Source organism: Pseudomonas sp. NPDC090755 (genome assembly GCF_044769005.1).
In the GTDB taxonomy this organism is placed as follows: domain Bacteria; phylum Pseudomonadota; class Gammaproteobacteria; order Pseudomonadales; family Pseudomonadaceae; genus Aquipseudomonas.
This window is the reverse complement of record NZ_JBIVXC010000003.1, coordinates 266,196-288,722: the sequence shown is the minus strand read 5'-3', so window position 1 is coordinate 288,722 and position 22,527 is coordinate 266,196. Positions and strand designations below refer to the sequence as shown.

General features: G+C 58.9%; 14 protein-coding genes and 1 tRNA gene. 14 read left to right on the top strand and 1 reads right to left on the bottom strand.

The window, feature by feature from the left end:
• Positions 1–19: 19 nt before the first annotated feature.
• A complete protein-coding gene (gene tsaD, locus ACIQUS_RS08205) occupies positions 20–1,045 on the bottom strand; it encodes a tRNA (adenosine(37)-N6)-threonylcarbamoyltransferase complex transferase subunit TsaD (RefSeq protein ID WP_403045285.1) in 1,026 nt (341 codons plus the stop codon).
• Positions 1,046–1,246: 201 nt separating this feature from the next.
• Between tsaD and rpsU the strand changes: the two genes are divergently transcribed.
• The 14 genes from rpsU to pqqF all read left to right on the top strand — a co-directional run bounded on the left by rpsU (position 1,247) and on the right by pqqF (position 22,383).
• Positions 1,247–1,462 (top strand): 30S ribosomal protein S21, encoded by a 216-nt coding sequence (gene rpsU, locus ACIQUS_RS08200; protein ID WP_002551877.1) that lies wholly within the window; start codon positions 1,247–1,249, stop codon positions 1,460–1,462.
• Positions 1,463–1,766: 304 nt separating this feature from the next.
• The gene (dnaG, locus tag ACIQUS_RS08195) at positions 1,767–3,737 is read left to right on the top strand and encodes a DNA primase (protein WP_403045282.1); all 1,971 of its coding nucleotides are present in this window, start codon (positions 1,767–1,769) and stop codon (positions 3,735–3,737) included.
• A gap of 67 nt (positions 3,738–3,804) precedes the next feature.
• Positions 3,805–5,655: an RNA polymerase sigma factor RpoD gene (gene rpoD / locus ACIQUS_RS08190; RefSeq protein WP_403045280.1), complete on the top strand. Its 1,851-nt coding sequence runs from the start codon at positions 3,805–3,807 to the stop codon at positions 5,653–5,655.
• A gap of 107 nt (positions 5,656–5,762) precedes the next feature.
• Positions 5,763–9,506, top strand: a complete 3,744-nt coding sequence (locus ACIQUS_RS08185) for an EAL domain-containing protein (protein WP_403045278.1) — start codon at positions 5,763–5,765, stop codon at positions 9,504–9,506.
• Between the two features lie 13 nt (positions 9,507–9,519).
• A tRNA-Ile gene (locus ACIQUS_RS08180) sits at positions 9,520–9,596 on the top strand.
• A gap of 145 nt (positions 9,597–9,741) precedes the next feature.
• Positions 9,742–10,209 (top strand): hypothetical protein, encoded by a 468-nt coding sequence (locus ACIQUS_RS08175; protein ID WP_403045275.1) that lies wholly within the window; start codon positions 9,742–9,744, stop codon positions 10,207–10,209.
• A 343-nt stretch (positions 10,210–10,552) separates the two neighbouring features.
• Positions 10,553–11,113, top strand: coding sequence for a hypothetical protein (locus ACIQUS_RS08170; protein WP_403045272.1), 561 nt, complete (start codon positions 10,553–10,555; stop codon positions 11,111–11,113).
• A gap of 642 nt (positions 11,114–11,755) precedes the next feature.
• Positions 11,756–12,757 carry an AAA family ATPase gene (locus ACIQUS_RS08165; RefSeq protein WP_403045270.1) on the top strand — a complete coding sequence of 334 codons (1,002 nt, stop codon included), beginning with the start codon at positions 11,756–11,758 and terminating at the stop codon, positions 12,755–12,757.
• Positions 12,758–12,760: 3 nt separating this feature from the next.
• Complete coding sequence (locus ACIQUS_RS08160; RefSeq protein WP_403045268.1) at positions 12,761–15,355, top strand: S8 family peptidase; 2,595 nt, start codon at positions 12,761–12,763, stop codon at positions 15,353–15,355.
• A 643-nt stretch (positions 15,356–15,998) separates the two neighbouring features.
• Positions 15,999–16,790 carry a lipopolysaccharide biosynthesis protein gene (locus ACIQUS_RS08155; protein WP_403045266.1) on the top strand — a complete coding sequence of 264 codons (792 nt, stop codon included), beginning with the start codon at positions 15,999–16,001 and terminating at the stop codon, positions 16,788–16,790.
• Positions 16,791–16,881: 91 nt separating this feature from the next.
• Positions 16,882–17,340, top strand: coding sequence for an Lrp/AsnC family transcriptional regulator (locus tag ACIQUS_RS08150; protein WP_403045263.1), 459 nt, complete (start codon positions 16,882–16,884; stop codon positions 17,338–17,340).
• A gap of 165 nt (positions 17,341–17,505) precedes the next feature.
• Positions 17,506–19,188, top strand: a complete 1,683-nt coding sequence (locus ACIQUS_RS08145) for a flavin monoamine oxidase family protein (RefSeq protein WP_403045260.1) — start codon at positions 17,506–17,508, stop codon at positions 19,186–19,188.
• Positions 19,189–19,201: 13 nt separating this feature from the next.
• Positions 19,202–20,002 carry a carbon-nitrogen hydrolase family protein gene (locus tag ACIQUS_RS08140; RefSeq protein WP_403045258.1) on the top strand — a complete coding sequence of 267 codons (801 nt, stop codon included), beginning with the start codon at positions 19,202–19,204 and terminating at the stop codon, positions 20,000–20,002.
• A gap of 38 nt (positions 20,003–20,040) precedes the next feature.
• Complete coding sequence (gene pqqF / locus ACIQUS_RS08135; protein ID WP_403045255.1) at positions 20,041–22,383, top strand: pyrroloquinoline quinone biosynthesis protein PqqF; 2,343 nt, start codon at positions 20,041–20,043, stop codon at positions 22,381–22,383.
• The last annotated feature ends 144 nt before the right edge of the window (positions 22,384–22,527 follow it).

The following is a 22,527-nucleotide window of genomic DNA, read 5'->3' as shown; positions in this document are numbered from 1 at the left end:
ACGGCATGAGCCCGGTTCATCACAGCGGCGCCAGCTGCTCCATCGGCCAGCGCGCCTGCACGCTGATCGCCAGGCTTTCCTGCTGCCCCGCCGCCAGGCGCTGGCAACCGGCATAGGCGATCATGGCGCCGTTGTCGGTGCAGAACTGCGGACGGGCGTAGTACACATTGCCCTTGATACCCGCAAGCATCTCTTCCAGCGAGGCGCGCAAGGCCTTGTTGGCACTGACGCCGCCAGCGATCACCAGACGCTTGAGGCCGGTCTGCTTCAGGGCCCGCTTGCACTTGATGGTCAGAGTCTCCACCACCGCCTGCTGGAAGGCCAGCGACACGTCGCAACGGGTTTGTTCGCCGTCGTCTCCAGCCTGCTGGCACTGCTGCCAGGTGTTCAGGGCGAAGGTCTTCAAGCCGCTGAAGCTGAAATCCAGGCCCGGCCGGTCGGTCATCGGCCGCGGGAAGACGAAACGCCCGGCAACGCCCTGGGCCGCCAGGCGGGCGATTTCCGGACCGCCCGGGTAATTCAGGCCCATCAGCTTGGCAGTCTTGTCGAACGCCTCGCCCGCCGCATCGTCAAGGGTCTCGCCGAGCAGCTCATAGCGGCCGATACCGTCCACCCGCACCAGTTGCGTATGCCCGCCCGACACCAGCAAGGCGACGAACGGAAATTCCGGCGGCTGCTCCTCGAGCATCGGCGCCAGCAGGTGACCTTCCATGTGGTGCACGCCCAGCGCCGGGATACCCCAGGCGAACGCCAGGGCCTGGGCACAGGAGGCGCCCACCAGCAATGCACCGACCAGGCCGGGGCCTGCGGTGTAGGCAATGGCATCGATCTCGGTGGCCACGCAGCCGGCCTCGTCCAGCACCTGGCGGATCAACGGCAGCATACGCTTGACGTGATCACGCGAGGCCAGCTCCGGCACCACGCCGCCATAGACGCGGTGCAGGTCGATCTGACTGAACAGCGCATCGGCCAGCAGGCCGCGTTCGCTGTCGTATAATGCGACGCCGGTTTCGTCGCAGGATGTTTCCAATCCCAGTACTAGCATGGGTCTGTGCCTTGTTGAGGCTGAATTCGAAGCCGCGCATGATAGTCCCCACTCCGGGTGCCGACCAGCGGTTTTCGATCAGAGGCTTTGCATTCCGGCCGTCTAAGGGTTAACATCCGCAACCCTTAAAAACCGACGATCTCCAGTGCACGTTTTTGCCACGAGTTCGTTGACCCCGGTAATGAATGAAGGTAGCTCTGGATGCCAGCCGTCAAAGTTAAAGAGAATGAACCCTTCGACGTAGCTCTGCGTCGTTTCAAGCGCTCCTGCGAAAAAGCCGGTGTTCTGGCTGAAGTTCGTAGCCGCGAATTTTACGAGAAGCCGACTTCCGAGCGTAAGCGCAAGGCAGCAGCCGCTGTCAAACGTCACGCCAAGAAAGTTCAGCGCGAACAGCGCCGCGCCGTTCGTCTGTACTAATACAGACGCTCGACGCAAGCTTCTGCCTCGCCCGGCCCAAAGCCGGGCTGCCGGCAGTCGCCGCTTTACCCTCGGGTCTTCGGACCAGAGGCGTCCCGTTACCCTGTAATGCGGACAACCTGCCTGAATCGTCAGAACTGGCCTCAACGCCAGCTGTGCACGTCGTTACTGACGAGCCCTCACCGGCTGCAGACGAGCACGTCTTTCCGAATTTTGTGTTACGCCATTCGACATCGCTCGAACGCGCCGTCGTTCCTGCAGCATTAGCGATTACACTTGTTTATCGCCTGATGACGAGAAAGCCATGGCCGGGCTGATCCCCCAGAGTTTCATCGACGACCTCCTCAACCGTACCGACATCGTCGATGTGGTGAGCTCGCGCGTGCAACTGAAAAAGGCCGGCAAGAACCTCACCGCCTGCTGCCCGTTCCACAAGGAAAAAACCCCGTCCTTCAGTGTCAGCCCCGACAAGCAGTTCTATTACTGCTTTGGTTGCGGCGCGGGCGGCAACGCCCTTGGCTTCATCATGGACCACGACAACCTGGATTTTCCCCAGGCAGTCGAGGAACTGGCCAAGGCCGCCGGCATGGAAGTACCGCGCGAGGAAGGCGGCCGCGGGCACAAACCCCGCCAACCGGTCGACTCCCCGCTGTACCCGCTGCTGGAAGCCGCCGCCGAGTTCTATCGCCAGGCACTGAAAGGCCATCCTACGCGCCGCTCGGCCGTGGAATACCTCAAGGGTCGCGGCCTGTCCGGTGAAATCGCGCGCGATTTCGGCCTGGGTTACGCCCCGCCGGGCTGGGACAACCTGTTCAAGCACCTGAGCAGCGACACGCTGCAGCAGAAGGCCATGATCGATGCCGGCCTGCTGATCGAGAACGCCGAAACCGGCAAGCGCTACGACCGCTTCCGCGACCGGGTGATGTTCCCGATCCGCGACAGCCGCGGCCGGGTCATCGCCTTTGGTGGCCGGGTGCTGGGCGATGACAAGCCCAAGTACCTGAACTCCCCGGAAACCCCGGTGTTCCACAAGGGCCAGGAGCTGTACGGACTGTTTGAGGCGCGCAAGTTCAATCGCAACCTCGATGAGATCATCGTGGTCGAAGGCTACATGGACGTCATTGCCCTGGCCCAGCAAGGCTTGCGCAACGCGGTGGCGACCCTGGGCACAGCCACCAGCGAAGAGCACCTCAAGCGTCTGTTCCGCGTGGTACCCAGCGTACTGTTCTGCTTCGATGGCGACCAGGCCGGCCGCAATGCCGCCTGGCGCGCGCTGGAAGCGACCCTCTCGAGCCTGCAGGATGGCCGCAAGGCGCGCTTTTTGTTCCTGCCCGAAGGCGAAGACCCGGATACCCTGATCCGCGCGGAAGGCACCGATGCCTTCCGCGCCCGGATCAACCAGCACGCCCAGCCCCTGGCCGACTATTTCTTCCAGCAGTTGACCGAGGAAGCCGACCCGCGCTCGCTCGAAGGCAAGGCGCACATGGCCACCCTGGCAGCACCGTTGATCGAAAAAGTGCCAGGCGCCAACCTGCGCGCACTGATGCGCAATCGCCTCAAGGAAATCACCGGGCTGGACAACCAGCAGGTCGAGCAACTGAGCCACAGTGCGCCGGTCGAAGCGCCGCCCAGCTACGATCCTGGCATCGATTACGACGCCATTCCCGACTACACCCCGGACTACGGCGATTTTCACCAGCCGGAGTACGCGCCACCCCAGCAGCAGTGGACGCCCAACAAGGGCGGCAAGAAGAAATGGGACGGCAAGCCGTGGGACAAGAAAGGCAAACCCTGGGAGCGCAATGGCCAGCGCCAGGACGCCCCGCCGCGGGTACCGACCTCGGTGGAACCACCGACCTTGAGCGCCCTGCGCACTCTGCTGCACCATCCGCAGCTGGCCAAGAAAGTCGAGGATGCCGGCCATTTCGCCGCGGAGGAACACGTCTACGCCCAGCTGCTGGTAGCCCTGCTCGAGGCCTTGCAAAAGAATCCTGAGCTACGCTCTTTACAGCTGATCGCACGCTGGCACGGCACCGAACAGGGGCGCCTGTTGCGGGCACTGGCGGAAAAGGAATGGCTGATCGATGCCGACAACCTTGAACAACAGTTTTTCGACACTATAACTAGCTTGTCCGCTCGCCAACGCGAGCGCAGCCTGGAACATCTGCTCAGGAAAGCACGTCAAAGTGAGTTGAGCGCAGAGGAAAAAAATCAGCTGCGTGACCTGCTAAGCCGGAATGTTCCCGCACAAACCCCGACCTCAACTGGCGCGTGAGGTCCATGCTCGGGTATAATCCTCGGCTTGTTTTTTGCCCGCCAAGACCTTCAGTGGATAGGGTGTTATGTCCGGAAAAGCGCAACAGCAGTCTCGCATCAAAGAGTTGATCACCCGCGGTCGTGAGCAGGGCTACCTGACTTACGCGGAGGTCAACGACCACCTGCCAGAGGATATTTCAGATCCGGAGCAGGTGGAAGACATCATCCGCATGATCAACGACATGGGGATCAACGTATTCGAGAGTGCTCCGGATGCGGATGCCCTTTTGTTGGCCGAAGCCGACACCGACGAAGCCGCAGCTGAAGAAGCCGCTGCTGCGTTGGCGGCTGTGGAAACCGATATTGGTCGCACGACAGACCCGGTGCGCATGTACATGCGCGAAATGGGTACCGTCGAGCTGCTGACCCGTGAAGGCGAGATCGAAATCGCCAAGCGTATCGAAGAAGGTATCCGTGAAGTCATGGGCGCCATCGCCCACTTCCCCGGTACCGTCGAGTACATCCTCTCCGAATACGATCGCGTCACCAGCGAAGGTGGCCGCCTGTCCGACGTCCTGAGCGGTTATATCGACCCGGACGATGGCATTGCGCCGCCTGCTGAAGTGCCGCCGCCGCTCGACGCCAAGGCACCGGCCAAGGCCGAAGCCGAGGACGACGAGGACGAAGAGAAAGAAGGTGGCGATGACGAGGAAGAGACCGAAAGCGGTCCCGATCCAGAAGTCGCACGCCAGCGTTTCGGTGCCGTTCAGGAACAACTGACCGCCACCCTCAAGGTGCTGAAGAAGAACGGCCGCACGCACAAGGACAGCCTCCAGGCAATGCTGGATCTGGCCGAGCTGTTCATGCCGATCAAGCTGGTACCCAAGCAGTTCGAAAGCCTGGTCGAGCGCGTACGCAGCTCCCTTGACCGCCTGCGTCAGCAAGAGCGCGCGATCATGCAACTGTGCGTCCGTGATGCGCGCATGCCGCGTGCCGATTTCCTGCGCCTGTTCCCGAGCAACGAAATCGACCAGACCTGGGCCAGCGACCTGGCCAAGCGCAGCACCAAGTGGGCCGCTGCACTGGGTGAGAAAAGCGACGCCATCGTGGCCTGCCAGCAGAAGCTGATCGACCTCGAAAGCGAAACCGGCCTGACCATCGCCGAGATCAAGGACATCAACCGTCGCATGTCGATCGGTGAAGCCAAGGCTCGTCGCGCCAAGAAGGAAATGGTCGAAGCCAACCTGCGTCTGGTGATCTCGATCGCCAAGAAGTACACCAACCGCGGCCTGCAGTTCCTCGACCTGATCCAGGAAGGCAACATCGGCCTGATGAAGGCGGTGGACAAGTTCGAATACCGTCGCGGCTACAAGTTCTCGACCTACGCCACCTGGTGGATCCGCCAGGCGATCACCCGCTCGATCGCCGACCAGGCGCGCACCATCCGTATTCCGGTGCACATGATCGAGACGATCAACAAGCTCAACCGTATTTCCCGGCAGATGCTCCAGGAAATGGGTCGCGAACCGACCCCGGAAGAGCTGGGTGAGCGCATGGAAATGCCAGAGGACAAGATCCGCAAGGTATTGAAGATCGCCAAAGAGCCGATCTCCATGGAAACCCCGATCGGTGACGACGAAGATTCGCACCTGGGTGACTTCATCGAAGACTCGACCATGCAGTCGCCAATCGATGTCGCCACGGTCGAAAGCCTCAAGGAAGCGACCCGTGACGTGCTCTCGGGCCTGACCGCGCGCGAAGCCAAGGTGCTGCGCATGCGTTTCGGTATCGACATGAACACCGATCACACCCTCGAAGAGGTCGGCAAGCAGTTCGACGTGACCCGTGAGCGGATCCGTCAGATTGAAGCCAAGGCGCTGCGCAAGTTGCGCCATCCGACGCGAAGCGAGCACCTGCGCTCCTTCCTCGACGAGTGATGACAAACCCCGGCCCAGGCCGGGGTTTTTCTTGCGCGACAGAAAACATCTGGACCTTCACCGACCCGTCTACACTCGAATCAATTCATCTGTGTGACGAGGCCGCTATGCCCAGAATGCCGGCCCTCCTGTTACTGCTTCAGCTGTGCTGGAGCGCAACGGCCGGCGCCCTGACCCTGACCGACGAAGAGCACGCCTGGCTCAGCGCTCACCCACAGCTGCGCCTGGGCGTCGACGCGTCCTGGCCACCTTTTGAATACCGTGACCAGGATGGCCGCTACCAGGGATTGGCCGCCGATTACATTGCCCTTATCCAGGAACGCCTGGGTGTCAGCTTCACGCCGGTCGAGCCGACCAGCTGGACGGCTGTCATGGAGCAGGCACGGCAGAACAAAGTGGACCTGCTCCCGGGCATCATGTCGACCCCGGAGCGGCAAAGCTACCTGGCGTTCACCCGCCCCTACCTGGACTTCCCGATTGTCATCCTGGCCCACAAGGGTGGCCCCCAGCCTCGCACCCTCAAGGACCTGTACGGGCTGAAAGTCGCCGTGGTGGAAAACTATGCCCCCCATGAACTGCTGCGCTCCCGTCATCCCGACCTGAACCTGGTGGCCCTGGCCAATGTCAGTTCGGTCCTGCAGGCGCTGGCCACCGATGAAGTCGATGCAGTAGTGGGCGACCTCGCCTCCAGCATCTGGAGCCTGCGCCAGCTCAAGCTCGAAGGCCTTTACGTCAGCGGTGAAACCCCGTACCGCTACCAACTGGCCATGGCCGTGCCCCAGGAAAAGAAAATCCTGGTGGGCATTCTCGACAAAGTCATGGCCGACATGAGCGCCAGTGAAATCAGCGATATCCAGGAGCGCTGGGTCGGAAAGGTGATCGACCACCGTAACCTCTGGTCCGACCTGTTGCTCTACGGCTTGCCTGGCATATTGCTGCTGGTGGCCATCCTGGCGGCCGTCATCCGGATCAACCGGCGACTGAGCTCGGAAATTTCCCGCCGAATCGCCCTGGAACAGGAACTGCGCAGCAGCGAATATCACTACCGCGGCCTGGTCGAAAGCCTGTCAGCCATCGCCTGGGAGGCCGATGCCAACGATTTTACCTACAGCTACGTGTCGCCCCATGCCGAGGACCTGCTCGGCTATCCGCTGAGCCAGTGGCTGCGTCCGGGCTTCTGGCGCAGCATCATCCACCCCGACGACGCACTCTGGGCCCAGGCCTATTGCGACAGCGAAACCGCGGCCGGTCGCGACCACAGCCTCGACTACCGGGTGATCTGCGCCGACGGACGCAGCCTGTGGGTGCGTGACATCGTCAGCCTGATCGAGCACGGGCATAAACCGGTGATGCGCGGACTGATGATCGATATCAGTGAAACCAAGCATACCGAGGATGCCCTGCGCCTGTCCGAGCAGAAGTTCGCCTCGGTGTTCCAGCAATGCCCCGACATCCTGCTCATCGCCCGCCTGAGCGACGGCTGCCTGCTGGAAGTCAACGAGGCCTTCGAAGAACAGATCGGCCTGAGCCCGGTACAGGTCGTTGGCCGCACGGCCACCGAGCTGAATATCTGGGGCATCGAAGGCGTCGGGCCGAGTCTGCTCCAGCGCCTGCAGTCGGGGAGCATCCGCAACCTGGAAACGCTGTTCCGACGCAGCAACGGGCAGTTGTTTACCGGTCTGATTTCGGCCGAGACCTTCGAACTGGACAGCACCCCGGCCCTGGTGGTGGCCGTGCGCGACATCAGCCAGCTCAAGGAAACCCAGGAGCAACTGCAAACCTCGGAAGAAAAGTTCGCCAAGGCGTTTCACGCCTCCCCCGACGGCCTGCTGCTGTCGCGCCAGAGCGACGGCTTGCTGCTGGAGGTCAACGAGGGCTTCTGCCGCCTGACCGGCTTCGACAACCACACCTCCCTGGATCACACCACCCTGGACCTGGGCATCTGGGTTGACCTGAACGAGCGTCGGCGCCTGCTGGCCATGCTCAAGCGCGACGGCTTCGTCCGCGATTTCAGCTGCCACATCCGTCGCCGCGACGGGCAGATCCGCCTGTGCGAACTCTCCGCCCGTCCGCTACCGATCGCCGGTGTCGATTGCATGTTGACCATCGCCCGGGACATCACCGAGCGCCATCTGATGCAGGAAAAACTGCAACTGGCCGCCACCGTGTTCGAAAACACGGCCGAGGGCGTGTTGATTACCGACACCGACCAGCGCATCAGCGCGGTCAACCGGGCCTTCAGCGAGATTACCGGCTACAGCGAATTCGAAACCCTCGGCCAGACCCCGCGCCTGCTCGCCTCCGGCCAGCACGACAGCGCCTTCTACGCAGCCATGTGGCATCAACTGACTGCCGAAGGCCACTGGCAGGGCGAAATACAGAACCGGCGCAAGAATGGCGAGCTGTACCCCAGCTGGCTGACCATCAGCGCGGTGCGCAACAGCGACCGGGTCATCACCCACTTCGTCGCGGTGTTCGCCGACATCTCCAGCCTCAAGCATGCCCAGGCCAAGCTGGACTACCAGGCCCACCACGATCCATTGACCGGGCTGCCCAACCGCACCCTGTTCGAGAACCGCCTGCAGGCTGCCCTCACCTGTGCGCAGGCCTCCAAGCGCCAGGGAGCGGTGCTGTTCCTGGACCTGGATCGCTTCAAGCACATCAACGACAGCCTCGGCCATCCGGTCGGCGACCTGCTGCTCAAGGGCATTGCCCAGCGCCTGAAGGAACAGGTGCGCGATATCGACACAGTGGCGCGCCTGGGCGGCGACGAATTCATCATCCTCTTACCCGGCCTGCAACAGCCAAGCGATGCCGAACACATCGCCAATAAACTGTTGGCCTGCTTCAGCGCCCCCTTCCAGGCGGGCGAGCACGAGTTCTTCACCAGCGCCAGCATCGGCACCAGCCTGTACCCACAGGACGGCACCGACGTTGCCTCGCTGATCCGCAACGCCGACGCTGCGATGTATCGCTCAAAGGCCAAGGGCCGCAACCGGGTCGAATCCTACACCCGCGACCTTACCGCCCAGGCCAGTGAGCGCATTGCCCTGGAGCACGAACTGCGTCGGGCCATAGAGCGTAATGAGCTGAGCCTGAGCTACCAGCCCAAGTTCAGCCTGAAAACCCAGAGCCTGGTGGGGGCCGAAGCCCTGATCCGCTGGACCCATCCATTGTTCGGCGATGTGCCACCGGAACACTTCATCACCCTGGCCGAAGAGAACGGCATGATCCTGCAACTGGGCGACTGGGTGCTGGAGCGGGCTTGCCGGCAAATGCAGGCCTGGAAGAAGCACTACCTGGCCTTCGGCCCGCTGTCGATCAACCTGGCTGGCGCCCAGCTGCGCCAGCCCAGCCTGGTCAAGCGCATCGACCAGTTGCTCAAGACCCACCAGCTCAAGGCCGGCGACCTGCAACTGGAAATCACCGAGAACTTCATCATGAGCCAGGCCGAAGAAGCCCTGGCCATCCTCCACCAGCTCAAGCAACTGGGTGTGCAGTTGGCCATCGACGACTTCGGTACCGGCTATTCCTCGCTGAGCTACCTCAAGCGCCTGCCGCTGGATATCCTCAAGATCGACCAGTCGTTCATACGCGGCCTGCCGGACGACCCCCATGACGCCGCCATTGCCCGGGCGATCATTGCCCTGGGCCGCAGCATGCAACTGACGATCATTGCCGAAGGCGTGGAAAACCAGGCCCAGCAACAATTCCTCGCCGCCGAAGGCTGCGAGCAGATCCAGGGCTACATCGTCAGCCTGCCGCTGCCCGCCGATGAGTTCGCCGCGACCTTTCTTCGTATAGCAGTTTCGGATCTTTCGGATGGCACAGCCTGGAAACCCTCGTTATAATCCGCGACCACTGGGGCCTATAGCTCAGTTGGTTAGAGCAGAGGACTCATAATCCTTTGGTCCACGGTTCAAGTCCGTGTGGGCCCACCAGACAAATCAAAGGCTTACGCTTAACGGCGTAGGCCTTTTTTGTTGGCCGGGTGGTTTTCGTACCTGTATAAAGCCTATAGAACATAAGGACATAAAAAGCCTTGCGAGGCTTTTTTCTGGTTGCGGACACCACTCAGGGATCATCATGTTTAAGAGCAAAGCTGCACTTCTTCTCGCAATTCTGGTCGGCGTTACTGCATGCTCAACCAGCGGCACATCGATTTTGATCGGTGAAGGTGGTGCGCTTCCACCCACAGACCCTGGCTCGGTCTCGCTGCTCCTGGCGCCACCGCAGAAAAAGCACACGGTCATTGCACTGGTTGAGGGCGTCGCGGCAACAGACGACTACTTCACGAAAGCAAAGACTGAAGCCGCTGCGATCACGGCCATGAAGGAAGAGGCTGCCAGGATTGGCGCCAACGCCATTGTGCTAACCGGTAAGGGCACCCAGCCTTACGGTCAAGTAATGGTCGGGAACAGCACCGGCGCGGCGTACGGTTCCGTGACGTCTACTGGCTTCAATGCCAACGCTTACGCCACCACCGTCAGCTCTTCGATGGGCTGGGAAAAGATTACCTTCAGCGGCACAGCAATCCGCTACACGGATGAGTAGGCTGGCGTTTCAGGTTGGGGTGACACTCAATGCAAGCTAGGCTTAGGCCCGCCCAACGCCAAACGCTGGTACTCACCAACGGCAGTGTGCGGACCGAAAGGTGTACTAGCTAACTATAAATGAGTGGGATCACAGCGGAACGGATAGATGCTCTCAGTCGCTTAATAGAAAGCCATACTAAAGTTGTGAGCAATGCGATTCGAGCTAGCTTAGAACGATGGAGTATTATTCCTAGGACGTAGAACAGTCTATTTAAATCTTCCTAGCTCGCTTGGCAGCAGCCACAATACTCGAATGACTTTATTACACCATAAATTTGCTTTTGTATTTGAGAATTTATAATATGCCACCTTCATTATTAAAATCTATATCTTCATTCTGTTCGCAAGCTTTCAACCATCCGGAGCGGTTAATTTCTTTAGCCGCACTTACCGTAGCCAGTGGTGCCTTATGCGTGTCTTTATGGCAACTCAATATAGGCAAGCAACACAATATTCTTTCCGTACGGCCATTCATTATGGTTACCCCTCACTTAGCCGGAGTAGGAGGTAGGAATGGTTTATACATAACCAATGAAGGCGTCGGCCTTGGATTAATTACCTCGCTGAGTGTTTCAGTTTCCGAAAAAAACTACTCCGGCTTAGGCATGAATAAATGGCCGATAATTCTGCGAGACATGGGGCTGGATCCACACTGTTTCTCTATTGCATGGCCCGCAAAGCTCGCGGCCCTGAGACCAGGCGCAGAGATAGAAATATTAGGCCTCTCTAAAAAATCACAACCGGGCTGCGAGATCGCCCTGATGAGTTTTCTGGCACGCCGAGATATCTCAATTGAGCTGCACTACACCTCACTATACGGAGAAGAGCATAAATTCTCGGGAGACGCCTTCATGAATCTTTGAATTCTGATTCTTTCCCGACTGTAAGTCCGAAATCCTGAGACACTCAACCGGGGCCCCTCCGAACCTGAGATTGTGTAGAGCCTCCAGCTCAGCTATCGAGGGTTTTTCTGTTACCGCAGGCGTCACGAGCTGTCGGATGAGAGCTTGACTGTGGTTGCTCATCTGACAAAGCAACCCATCGCTGGAGACACTCCACTGCCGGCCCCCGCATGCTCGTTGGCTTCGTTCTAGGCGCTTTGCTCGGGTGTCGAGGCGCGATAATCTAGGACGTTTTGGTCTGTAATCAACGGTATGTAAGTGGTTTCAGTCCTAGCGAACTGCTAGGCCAGGTTGGGAGCAGCCTTAGCAAGGCCGCCAGTCCGGCACTCAATACACGGCCCCCTCCAGTCAAGGGTAATTCTCTAAGATCTTGACCGCTTCACTGCGCGCAAGCAGCACCTTTTAGCGTGATTTTCGATCATCAATCGTGCATCATGGCAAATAGCCATGATTATCAGCTAGGCGAAGACTCACTCCTGAGAGGTACGGTACACTAATGCTATATCATGCAACCTACAGGATATGCCTGTCCGCTTCAGAAAACCGGATAGCGTAACAGCCTAACGAGACGTCGCCCAAGCAGGCGCCCATCAGGAGATAATTATGGCTAGAGCCGACTTGCTTGTTAGCCTAGTACAATCAGGAATGAAAGGCGATAAGGCGAAATTCAGAAAAATCACTGAAGCCATTATCGTTGAAGAAAGATCGAAACAACACAAGGTTTTGGCGGACCGTCTTGATTCAGCCTTAGCCAGATCTTTTGAACCACCCGTACAAAACTTTAGCACAAATACTGTCTCAAATTCATCGACGGCACGCGATCTCTTAACAGAGATTTCTTCACCTCAAAAAAGAATACAAGACATTATTCTCCCAAATCAGATCCAAGAAATAGTTAGTGAAATAGTTCAGGAGCATCACAGAGCGGACCTGTTGCGATCTTACAACTTAGAACCCCGAAATAGGCTGCTTTTGATTGGACCACCGGGCAACGGTAAAACCTCACTAGCTGAGGGGATAGCAGAGGCTCTGATGGTTCCTCTTTTAGTGGTGAGGTATGAAAGCATAGTTGGCACCTATCTCGGTGAGACAGCTGTCCGCCTGAAAAAGCTATTCGAGTATGCCACCACAAGAAAGTGCGTTCTTTTTTTCGACGAATTTGAGACATTAGGCAAAGAGCGCGGAGATACTCACGAAACTGGGGAAATAAAGCGCGTCGTTAGCTCTTTATTATTACAAATTGACAATCTACCTAGCCATGTCGTTGTGATCGGAGCGACCAATCATGCGGAGCTTTTAGATAGGGCCGTATGGAGGAGATTCCAAGTTCGAGTCGAAATACCACAGCCAACCAGAGAGCGATTAACCGAATGGTTCGAGCGTTTTCAACGAAAACACAAAGTTGACTTTGGGTATTCCTCATCTGCTTTAGCCAAGCGTCTGTATGGTTGTAATTTTTCAGAGGCCGAGCAATTTTGCATCAATATATTAAGAAAGCATGTTCTGGAGCTTCCCGACCAGAACGTCAAAGCCATAGTAACTAAAGAACTACAGCTTTGGTCCACTCAAACAGTAAAAACTAGGCATCAGGACGACCAGGAGTAAAGGATGACCGACCGCCCACTATTATGGTTTCCGCAGCCGGAACCTGCTTCGCGCACAAAGCTGACCGCTGTTCCCGGTAAAACGAGCAAACCTTCACACGAGCGGCAGGGAGAGCGTGTTGCTCTTAAGCTAACTCAGCTTCAACAAGCGTTTGAAGCACGCCGGGCCGAATTAGTCAGGAACGCTGCGGGAGTTGATCCTGAGCAGGTTTTAGTTATCGAAACCGTAGGGGCAGTTGAAGATTTTTCCAAGGCAGTTAAAAAAATCGAAGGGCTGGAGTGGTTAGGTGAGATTGAAATTGACAATCTGTCACCTGACGAAGATTTCCACAACCTAGAGCATCCAGAAAAGCCCTTAAAAGGCAGACTTTATCTAGTACTAACTAACCAACAAGCGCTAACCGAGCTACTATCACTCTGGCGCCGATACAAAGAGCAAGATGATCCAAAGATGAAGTTTGATACTGGACTCACAAAGTTCAGAGATGTCTTCTGCCATCTTTGGGACATCAGACGCTGGGGACCTGCTGACCGACTCGTTGAAACTGGCGTACTGGACATTTGGCGGGAAGAACTTAACGATCCGAATCTTCAAAATCGCCCGGTACGATTTGAAGCTGAGCTTTGGTACCGAGAATCAGCTGACAAAAGAGCTGAAAGTGAAAATACGGTTCGGGATCTTGTTAATGCCCTAGAAGGGCAGGTGATAACCGTGGGAACCGTTCCCGGAATACGTTATCACGCGATACTTGCAGAACTGCCAGCAAATCGCATTCAAGAAATTATCGACGCTCCCGAAACTGAGCTGGTTAAATGTGACAACATCATGTTCTTCCGTCCAGTGGGACAGATGACATCCGGCGAAACCCCATCAAACGATTACGCCGAAACCGTAGCCATCGAAAACAATGAGCTCCCTATGGGCCCCCCTGTATTAGCTATACTTGATGGTTTGCCCTATGCAAACCATCAATGCCTGGAAGGCAGGATAATTGTTGAGGATCCCGATGGTTGGGCAGAAGACTACTCTGCATCCGAGCGAATGCACGGAACCACCATGGCATCTCTAGCAATACATGGCGATTTGAGTGAAGGAGCTGAATCACTCTCGCGCCCAATCTATATGCGCCCAATAATGCGTCCGGACGCCAGAGATTTCCGCCGCCCTCGTCTAGAAGTAATACCAACAGATGCACTTCCCGTTGACCTCATACACCGCGCTGTAAAGCGCATGTTTGAAGGTGAAGGCGAGCACCCAGCGTCCGCCCCTTCGGTAAAAATCATTAACTTGTCTGTCGGAGATTACAGCCGAGCATTCATGCAGAGCATGAGCCCACTGGCAAGGCTTTTAGACTGGCTAAGTTCCAAGTACAACGTTTTATTCATAATTAGCGCAGGAAACCAGTTAGAATCCATCCCACTTGGAATTACTCTAGATGAGTTTGAACAGCTCGCTCCAGATGCGATTGAACAAGCTGCAATCACTGCCATCTTAATGAATGCAAGGTCACGCTCCATACTTTCGCCATCTGAGAGTATCAATGGCATAACTGTGGGAGCTATACATTTTGACGCTGCGAACAACGCAGCGCTAGCCAATCGATTCGACCCATTCCATAACACTCTCCCTAGCCCGATCTCTCCATTCGGAAGTGGGTACAGGCGTGCGATAAAACCAGATATCGTTTTCCATGGTGGAAGACAGTGGTATGCAAAGCCGTATATTGGTCGTCACACAGTCGATTTGAATGTTAGTGGATCGATGGCTCCGCCAGGGCATAAGGTTGCTATCCCAGGACAAGCCGCATCCACCGACTCTACAGGCTATACGCGCGGCACAAGCAATGCTACAGCGTTAATTAGTCGTGCCGCCGTATACTGCTATGAAACACTTTCCCAAATAACTGAGCGCTTCACAACTGACGGTTATGAGGACAAATATACTGCTCCGCTGATCAAAGCCATGATTACGCACGGCTGTAACTGGGGCAGTATGGGACAACGCTTAGTAGATATCATCAGCCAGCAACAACATATCAAAAACCCTGTAAACTTTGCAAGCCGGTGGATAGGATATGGCGTCCCCGACATAAATCGGGTACTTGAATGCACTGACCAACGTGCAACCATCTTGGGTTATGGAGAACTCTCCGACGAGCAGGCTCACGTTTTCAAAATGCCATTACCGCCATCACTTAGTTCGATTCAGCAGTGGCGCAGACTTACTGTAACTCTTGCTTGGTTCTCTCCAGTGCAGCCAAGCAATCAGAAGTACAGGAGTGCCAGCATGTGGTTTGAAGCAAGTAATCCTATTGCAAATCAGCGGCGAGAAGCCGCTAGCGGAAACTCCGGATGGCAGGCTGTGAGGAGAGGTACCCTTCAGCATGAAATATTCGAAGGCGACTGGGCCCAGCCATTCGTCGACGGTGACAATTTGTCATTAAAGATCAATTGCCGAAAGGACGCCTCTGCTATAGACGCTCCTATTCCCTATGGAATAATTGTTTCATTCGAAGTTCGAGAAGGAGTTCAGTTACCAATCTATCAAGAGATTAGCGAAAAGATTCGTATCCAACCTGCTGTACAAGTTAGGCAGTGACTGGCATCGAAATCGAGTCTCTAATTTCGGCGCTGCTCCTACAGAGTGGCTTGTGATAGGTCGAGCTGGTTTGGCATGGACGCCGAGCCAGATCTTGGGCGGTACTTACCCGCAGCATGGACTCCAGCGCCGGCAAGAACTCCGGATCCGCGGTGGCTACCAGGCCACTTCCCCAAGTACACTATCGGTACAGCACGAAGGTTCTCGCCTGTAACGTACCGTTCGCTAACGTACTGATTGCCTTGTACTTTCACGTACTGTACCGTTTTCTCGCGTAACCCAATGAAACCTAACGCAGCGGTGTCATTGGCGAACTCATAATCCTTTGGTCCACGGTTCAAGTCCGTGTGGGCCCACCAAACAGAAAGCCGCGCAATGCGCGGCTTTTTCGTTTTCAGCGTCCCGCCCCAATAAACTTTACACCCCATCCTCGAAGGCCGCTTTCCCGGCGCCTGACGTCACTCCTCCCAAGCCCCGAGCTTAACGCTTCTCATTCCCTATCGATCGTTATTGGCGGTTGAACTCAAGCCATTACATCCGGTCAAAATTATTTACAGTTATTTACAATTCGACTTTAATAGCTGGCTAGCTATCAAGTTTTTCAGGTGCGTGCTTCCACCTGCCAGTCGCAAGGGGAATTGAAATGGACATCACCAATGCACGATCGATCGCTGAGGCCCCGATTCGCGCAAACGGTTTCGAGCACTGCCGGCAGATTGCATCAGGTGCGGTTTTCCTGATCGCATCAGGGCGTTCGGCAAAGGACTTCCCGTTTCAGGCATTCGCCGACATTCCGATGATCACGATGAATGGTTCGATCTCCATGTTCATCGATACCCCGGTTAAACCGTTCTTCCACGTCTGCACCGACCGCGACTTTTCCAACCAGCAACCGGAATTGTTTGCCGAAGCCATGCGCCGCAGTGAACGCGTTGCGCTGTGGGAAGACCACTACCAGTCCAGCCAGGCTTCGCCCACAGGCGAGCTGTACTTCTTGCGCAAGGCGCCCAAGGCCTCACTGGCGGACCTGCTGCGCAACGATCCTGAACTCGTGCGCAACCGCGTGTACCCCTGCAGCCGCAAGAAGCCGCTGGGCTTTAGCAAGAACCTGCAACGCGGTTTTTTCGACGCCCGCACCGTGGCTTATGTGGCCTTGCAGATCGCCTACCATGCAGGGTTCAACAAGGTATTCCTGGTGGGCCTGGACCTGGACCAGAACATCGGCAGATTCTATGAGCACGAGCATTCCAGGCTTTCACCCTGCGGCCTGGATCAACATTACGAAGAGCGAATCCTGCCTTCCTTCCAGCTGATGGCCGAATCGGTCATCGGCGACGACTTCGCCGTCTACAACCTGTCGCCCACCTCTCGCCTTCCACGTACGGTCGTCCCCTACAGGAGCCTCGACGAAGTGCAGGCGCTGGTTCGAAGCTGAGTGCCGGGAACTTGCTGGGCGGCAAGTGGAATGGATAGGCTAGTGCGTTCATTCCCTGCGCCGCGCAGTACGGCGTCTACAGAGAGTCCTCATGTCCGACAGCCGCTCCGTCGCCCTCGACGAAATCGACCGCCAACTGATTGCCCTTCTACAGATCAACGCCCGTGAAAGTGTCGCCACCCTCGCCCGGCAACTGGGCATCGCCCGCACCACGGTCACTTCGCGCCTGGCACGCCTGGAGAAGACCAAGGTCATCAGCGGTTATGGCGTGCGCCTGGGCCAGCGCCTGGTCGATGGCGGACTGCAAGCCTACGTGGGCATCACCGTGCAGCCGCGTTCGGGCAAGGACGTGGTGCGCCGTCTGAGCGCCATGGGCCAGGTCCAGCAACTGTGCGCCGTGAGCGGCGAGTTCGACTACGTGGCCTGGCTGCGCAGCGAGTCGCCGGAGCAGCTGGACCAGTTGCTTGACCAGATCGGCAGTGTCGAAGGGGTGGAGAAGACCACCACCTCGATCATCCTCAGCAGCAAGGTGGACCGTGGACCGGCTTGATTGGCCTTCAGTCGAAATGCATTGAAGCCTGGTCATAATGATCATTCGACATGCAAATAGACGACACTCTGCATCTTAATTACGTAACCCACTGCCCCTAAACTGACCGCCAGCTTTTCCTATACTCAAGCTCCGCATTCCGCGCAGCCCTGGCCAGGTCAGACCATGAACAAGAACAATCGCCACCCCGCCGACGGCAAGAAACCCATCACCATCTTCGGCCCGGACTTCCCGTTCGCCTTCGACGACTGGATCGAGCATCCGGCGGGCCTGGGCAGCATCCCGGCCGAGCGTCACGGTGAAGAAGTGGCGATTGTCGGTGCCGGTATCGCAGGCCTGGTAGCGGCCTACGAGTTGATGAAGCTGGGCCTCAAGCCTGTGGTGTACGAAGCCTCGAAAATGGGCGGCCGTCTGCGCTCGCAAGCCTTCGAAGGCACCGACGGCATCATCGCCGAGCTCGGTGGCATGCGCTTTCCGGTATCTTCGACGGCCTTCTACCACTATGTGGACAAGCTCGGGCTTGAGACCAAACCCTTCCCCAACCCGCTGACCCCGGCGTCGGGCAGCACGGTGATCGATCTGGAAGGCCAGACGCACTACGCCGAGAAGCTCTCCGACCTGCCCAAGCTGTTCCAGGAAGTCGCCGACGCCTGGGCCGATGCCCTGGAGGATGGCGCCCGCTTCGGCGATATCCAGCAGGCCATCCGCGACCGCGACGTGCCGCGCCTCAAGGAGCTGTGGAACACCCTGGTGCCGCTGTGGGACGACCGCACCTTCTACGACTTCGTCGCCACCTCCAAGGCCTTTGCCAAGCTCAGCTTCCTGCACCGGGAAGTGTTCGGCCAGGTCGGTTTCGGCACAGGCGGCTGGGATTCGGACTTCCCCAACTCGATGCTGGAAATCTTCCGCGTGGTCATGACCAACTGCGACGATCACCAGCACCTGGTGGTCGGCGGCGTCGAACAGGTACCACTGGGCATCTGGCGCCATGTGCCGGAACGCTGCGCCCACTGGCCGGCGGGCACCAGCCTGAGCTCGCTGCACCGTGGCGCGGCGCGCCCGGGGGTCAAGAGCATCAGCCGCGATGCCGACGGACGCCTGGCCGTGACCGACAACTGGGGCGACACCCGCCATTACGCCGCCGTGCTCACCACCTGCCAGAGCTGGCTGCTGACCACTCAGATCGAATGTGAAGAATCGCTGTTCTCGCAGAAGATGTGGATGGCCCTGGACCGCACCCGCTACATGCAGTCGTCGAAGACCTTCGTGATGGTCGACCGGCCGTTCTGGAAGGACAAGGATCCGGAAACCGGCCGCGACCTGATGAGCATGACCCTGACCGACCGCCTGACCCGCGGCACCTACCTGTTCGACAACGGCGACGACAAGCCAGGGGTGATCTGCCTGTCGTACTCGTGGATGAGCGACGCCCTGAAGATGCTCCCGCATCCGGTGGAAAAGCGCGTGAAGCTGGCCCTCGATGCGCTGAAGAAGATCTACCCGAAAGTGGACATCGCCTCGCACATCATCGGCGATCCGATCACGGTGTCCTGGGAAGCCGACCCGCACTTCCTCGGGGCCTTCAAAGGTGCCCTGCCCGGCCACTACCGCTACAACCAGCGCATGTACGCGCACTTCATGCAGCAGGACATGCCAGCCGAACAACGCGGCATTTTCATCGCCGGTGACGACGTGTCCTGGACTCCGGCCTGGGTCGAAGGCGCGGTGCAGACCTCGCTCAACGCGGTGTGGGGTATCATGAATCACTTCGGGGGCCATACCCATCCGGAAAACCCAGGCCCAGGCGATGTGTTCCACGAGATCGGACCGATCGCCCTGGCCGACTGACGGGAGATTCGCCATGCGCATCGCGCTGTATCAAGGTGTTCCACAGCCACTGGATGTGCCCGGCAACCTCGAGCGCCTGCACCAGCAGGCGCAACTGGCCGCCGCCCGCGGCGTCGATCTGCTGGTATGCCCGGAGATGTTCCTGACCGGCTACAACATCGGCAGCGACGCGGTGATGCGCCTGGCCGAAGCCGAGGATGGCCCGTCGGCCATGGCCGTGGTGGAGATCGCCCAGAGCAACCGCATTGCCATTGCCTACGGTTATCCGGAGCTGGCCGACGATGGCCAGGTGTACAACGCCGTGCAGTTGATCGACGCCCATGGCAGCAGCCTGTGCAACTACCGCAAGACCCACCTGTTCGGTGGCCTGGACCGGGCGATGTTCAGCCCGGGGCCCGACCACTTCCCGGTGGTTGAGTTGAACGGCTGGCGTCTGGGCGTCTTGATCTGCTACGACATCGAGTTCCCGGAAAACGCCCGGCGCCTGGCCCTGGCCGGGGCCGAACTGATCCTGGTGCCAACGGCGAACATGGTGCCCTACGATTTCGTTGCCCAGGTCACCGTGCGCGCCCGTGCCTACGAGAACCAGTGCTACCTGGCCTACGCCAACTACTGCGGCGCCGAGGATGAAATCCATTACTGCGGACAAAGCAGCATTGTCGGACCGGACGGCAGCATCCTGGCCATGGCCGGCCGCGACAGCCTGCTGTTGCAGGCCGACCTCGAACTGCACCGGGTCCACGAAGGACGGGCCAACACGCCTTACCTGCACGACCTGCGTCCGGAGCTCTACGGCGCGCCGCGTCAGCAATAATCCGCTAGCATGACGGTTCGCGCTGCACGGGAACCGTCATGCCCTCCACCCTGCGACACCTCACCCTCGACAATGGCCTGCAGGTCACCCTGCGCCACGCCCCGCAGCTCAAACGCTGTGCGGCAGCGGTGCGGGTCATGGCCGGCAGCCACGACACCCCGCGCCGCTATGCCGGGCTTGCCCACTTCCTCGAACACCTGCTGTTCCTCGGCAATGAGCGCTTCCCTCTCGACGATGCCCTGATGCGCTATGTGCAACGCCATGGCGGGCAGGTCAATGCCAGCACCCGCGAGCGCACCACCGAGTACTTCTTCGAAGTGCCGCAGGCAGCATGTGCCGGTGCGCTTGAACGCCTGTGCGAACTGCTCGCCCGGCCCTCGTTCGATATCCCGCGCCAGTTGCGCGAGCGGGAGGTGATTCACGCCGAGTTCATCGCCTGGTCCCGCAATGCCCAGGCCCAGGCGCACTTCGCCTTGTTGCAGCAGGCGTCAGTTCGACATCCGCTGAGTGCCTTCCAGGCGGGCAACCGCTTCAGCCTGCCGGTGCATAGCCACGACTTTCAGACGGCCTTGCAGCACTTCCACCAGCGCTACTACCAGGGCGGGCAGATGCGCTTGAGCCTGAGCGGCCCGCAAAGCCTCGATGACCTGCAAGCACTGGCGCAACACGCCGGGAGCAGCATCGCCAGCGGTACAAGCATTGCCCAGGCAACACCACCGGCGCTTGTCGACCAGCCGCTGGCGCCGACGTTGAACGGCCAGCAACTTGACCTGCTGCTGGCCGTCGAGCGGCAGCCTGCCGGTCTGGACCAGGCCATCGAGTTCCTCGTTACCTGGCTGACCGACACACATGCCGGCGGACTGCAGGCAGCCCTGCGTCAGCGCGGATGGCTGGAGGCATTCGAATGCTCGCCGCTGTACAGCTTTGCCGGGCAGGCACTGCTGCATGTGCGGGCAACCCTCAGCGATGCCAGCAACGCCGGTCAGGTCCAGGCCTTGCTGTTCGACTGGTTGAGGTTCTTCCGCGATGCCGACTGGCGCCTCCTGAACCAGGAATACGCACGCGTGCAGCAACGCCGCGAACAGACTGCCACCGCCCTGGACCTGGCCCGCCGCGACAGTAGCGCTCAGCCGTACCTGGCCCTGGGCGCAGAAGCCGAGGCAGCGCTGCGTACCTTGCTCGACGACGTGCTGGAACACAGCCCGCCTGCCCACGAGCACCCCTGGTGCCTGCCGCCTGCGCAGCCGCTGCTCGATGTGCCACGCAGCGAGCTGACGTTCACGCCTGCCCCTGCCGGACTGGTGGTGAGTCCCCTGCTCCCCGCGCAGCGCCAGCACGGTGTCGTCTACCTGCGCTGGCAACTGGCCTCAGCCTTGCGTAACCCGCTCTGGCAGGTACTCGACCAGGCCTTGCGACCCTTGCGTGAGCGTGCAGGCAGGGCTGCCATCGAGCTGCGGTTCGAAGCCACCGGCCCCTTCTGGCAACTGCGCTGCAGCGGCATACCGTCAGCCGTGGTCATGGTGGTGATGGAGGCGCTGGAAACGTTGCGCCGTCCGTCTCCAGCCAGCTGGACGCCGAAGACCGCAAGCGAGCCGGAGCCGATGCCGATCCGCGCCTTGCTCGGGCAATTGCCTGAACAGCTGGTCGGCCAGAGCAAGCCAACCTTGCCCACCGGTACCCTGAACCAGAGCGATGTGGATGCCCTGTGGGCACATGCCCATTGGCAGGGCTTGGCCACAGGTTTCGATGAACCCACCCAACAGGCACTCAACCGTGCCCTGCAGGCCGTGCCCGGACACCCGCAAGCGCAGCGCCCGGTAGCGGTCGAGCCGGTACGACGCTGGCAAACGCTGCTGCCACCGGCCAGCGAACACGCCGTGCTGTTGTTCTGCCCGCTTGCCGATGAGGCCTGTGCCCGCTTGCTGGCACACCACATCCAGGGACCGTTCTACCAGCGCCTGCGCGTCGAGCTGCAACTGGGTTACGCCGTCTTCAGTGCCTTTCGTCAGCTTCAGGGCTGCAGTGGCTTGCTGTTCGGCGTGCAGTCGCCGAGTGCCACCCCTGCACAGATCCTCACTCACATCCGCGAGTTCCTGGCTGCGTTGCCTCACACCCTGGACGGTAACGCTGATATCCGCCAAGCCCTGGCCGAGCAACTGGACGAAGCCAGCATGAGCAACGCCGAAGTCGCCGAATGGGCCTGGCAGGCGCAACTGTCGGGGCGGCCGCAAGCCAGCCTGGAGAGGTTGCAGGCCACTGTCCTCACTGTCGATCAAGCCCGCCTGCGACAGTGCGCCGAAGACCTGCTGCAGGCCAGGCAGGGTTGGCTATGCCTGGCCAACGGCCCCGCCCCTTCCGACGACTGGCAGGCCACTACCTGATTCTTACCGGGAATGTAACGGCATTTATCTTAGATTTAACCATTCAGCAGGTAGTTTTTTAGTAAGATAGCGCAATCTCGGCTATTGGAACCCCTCGACCGGAGGGTGGACTAAATAAGTAGCTGCCAACCCCAGGACCTATCC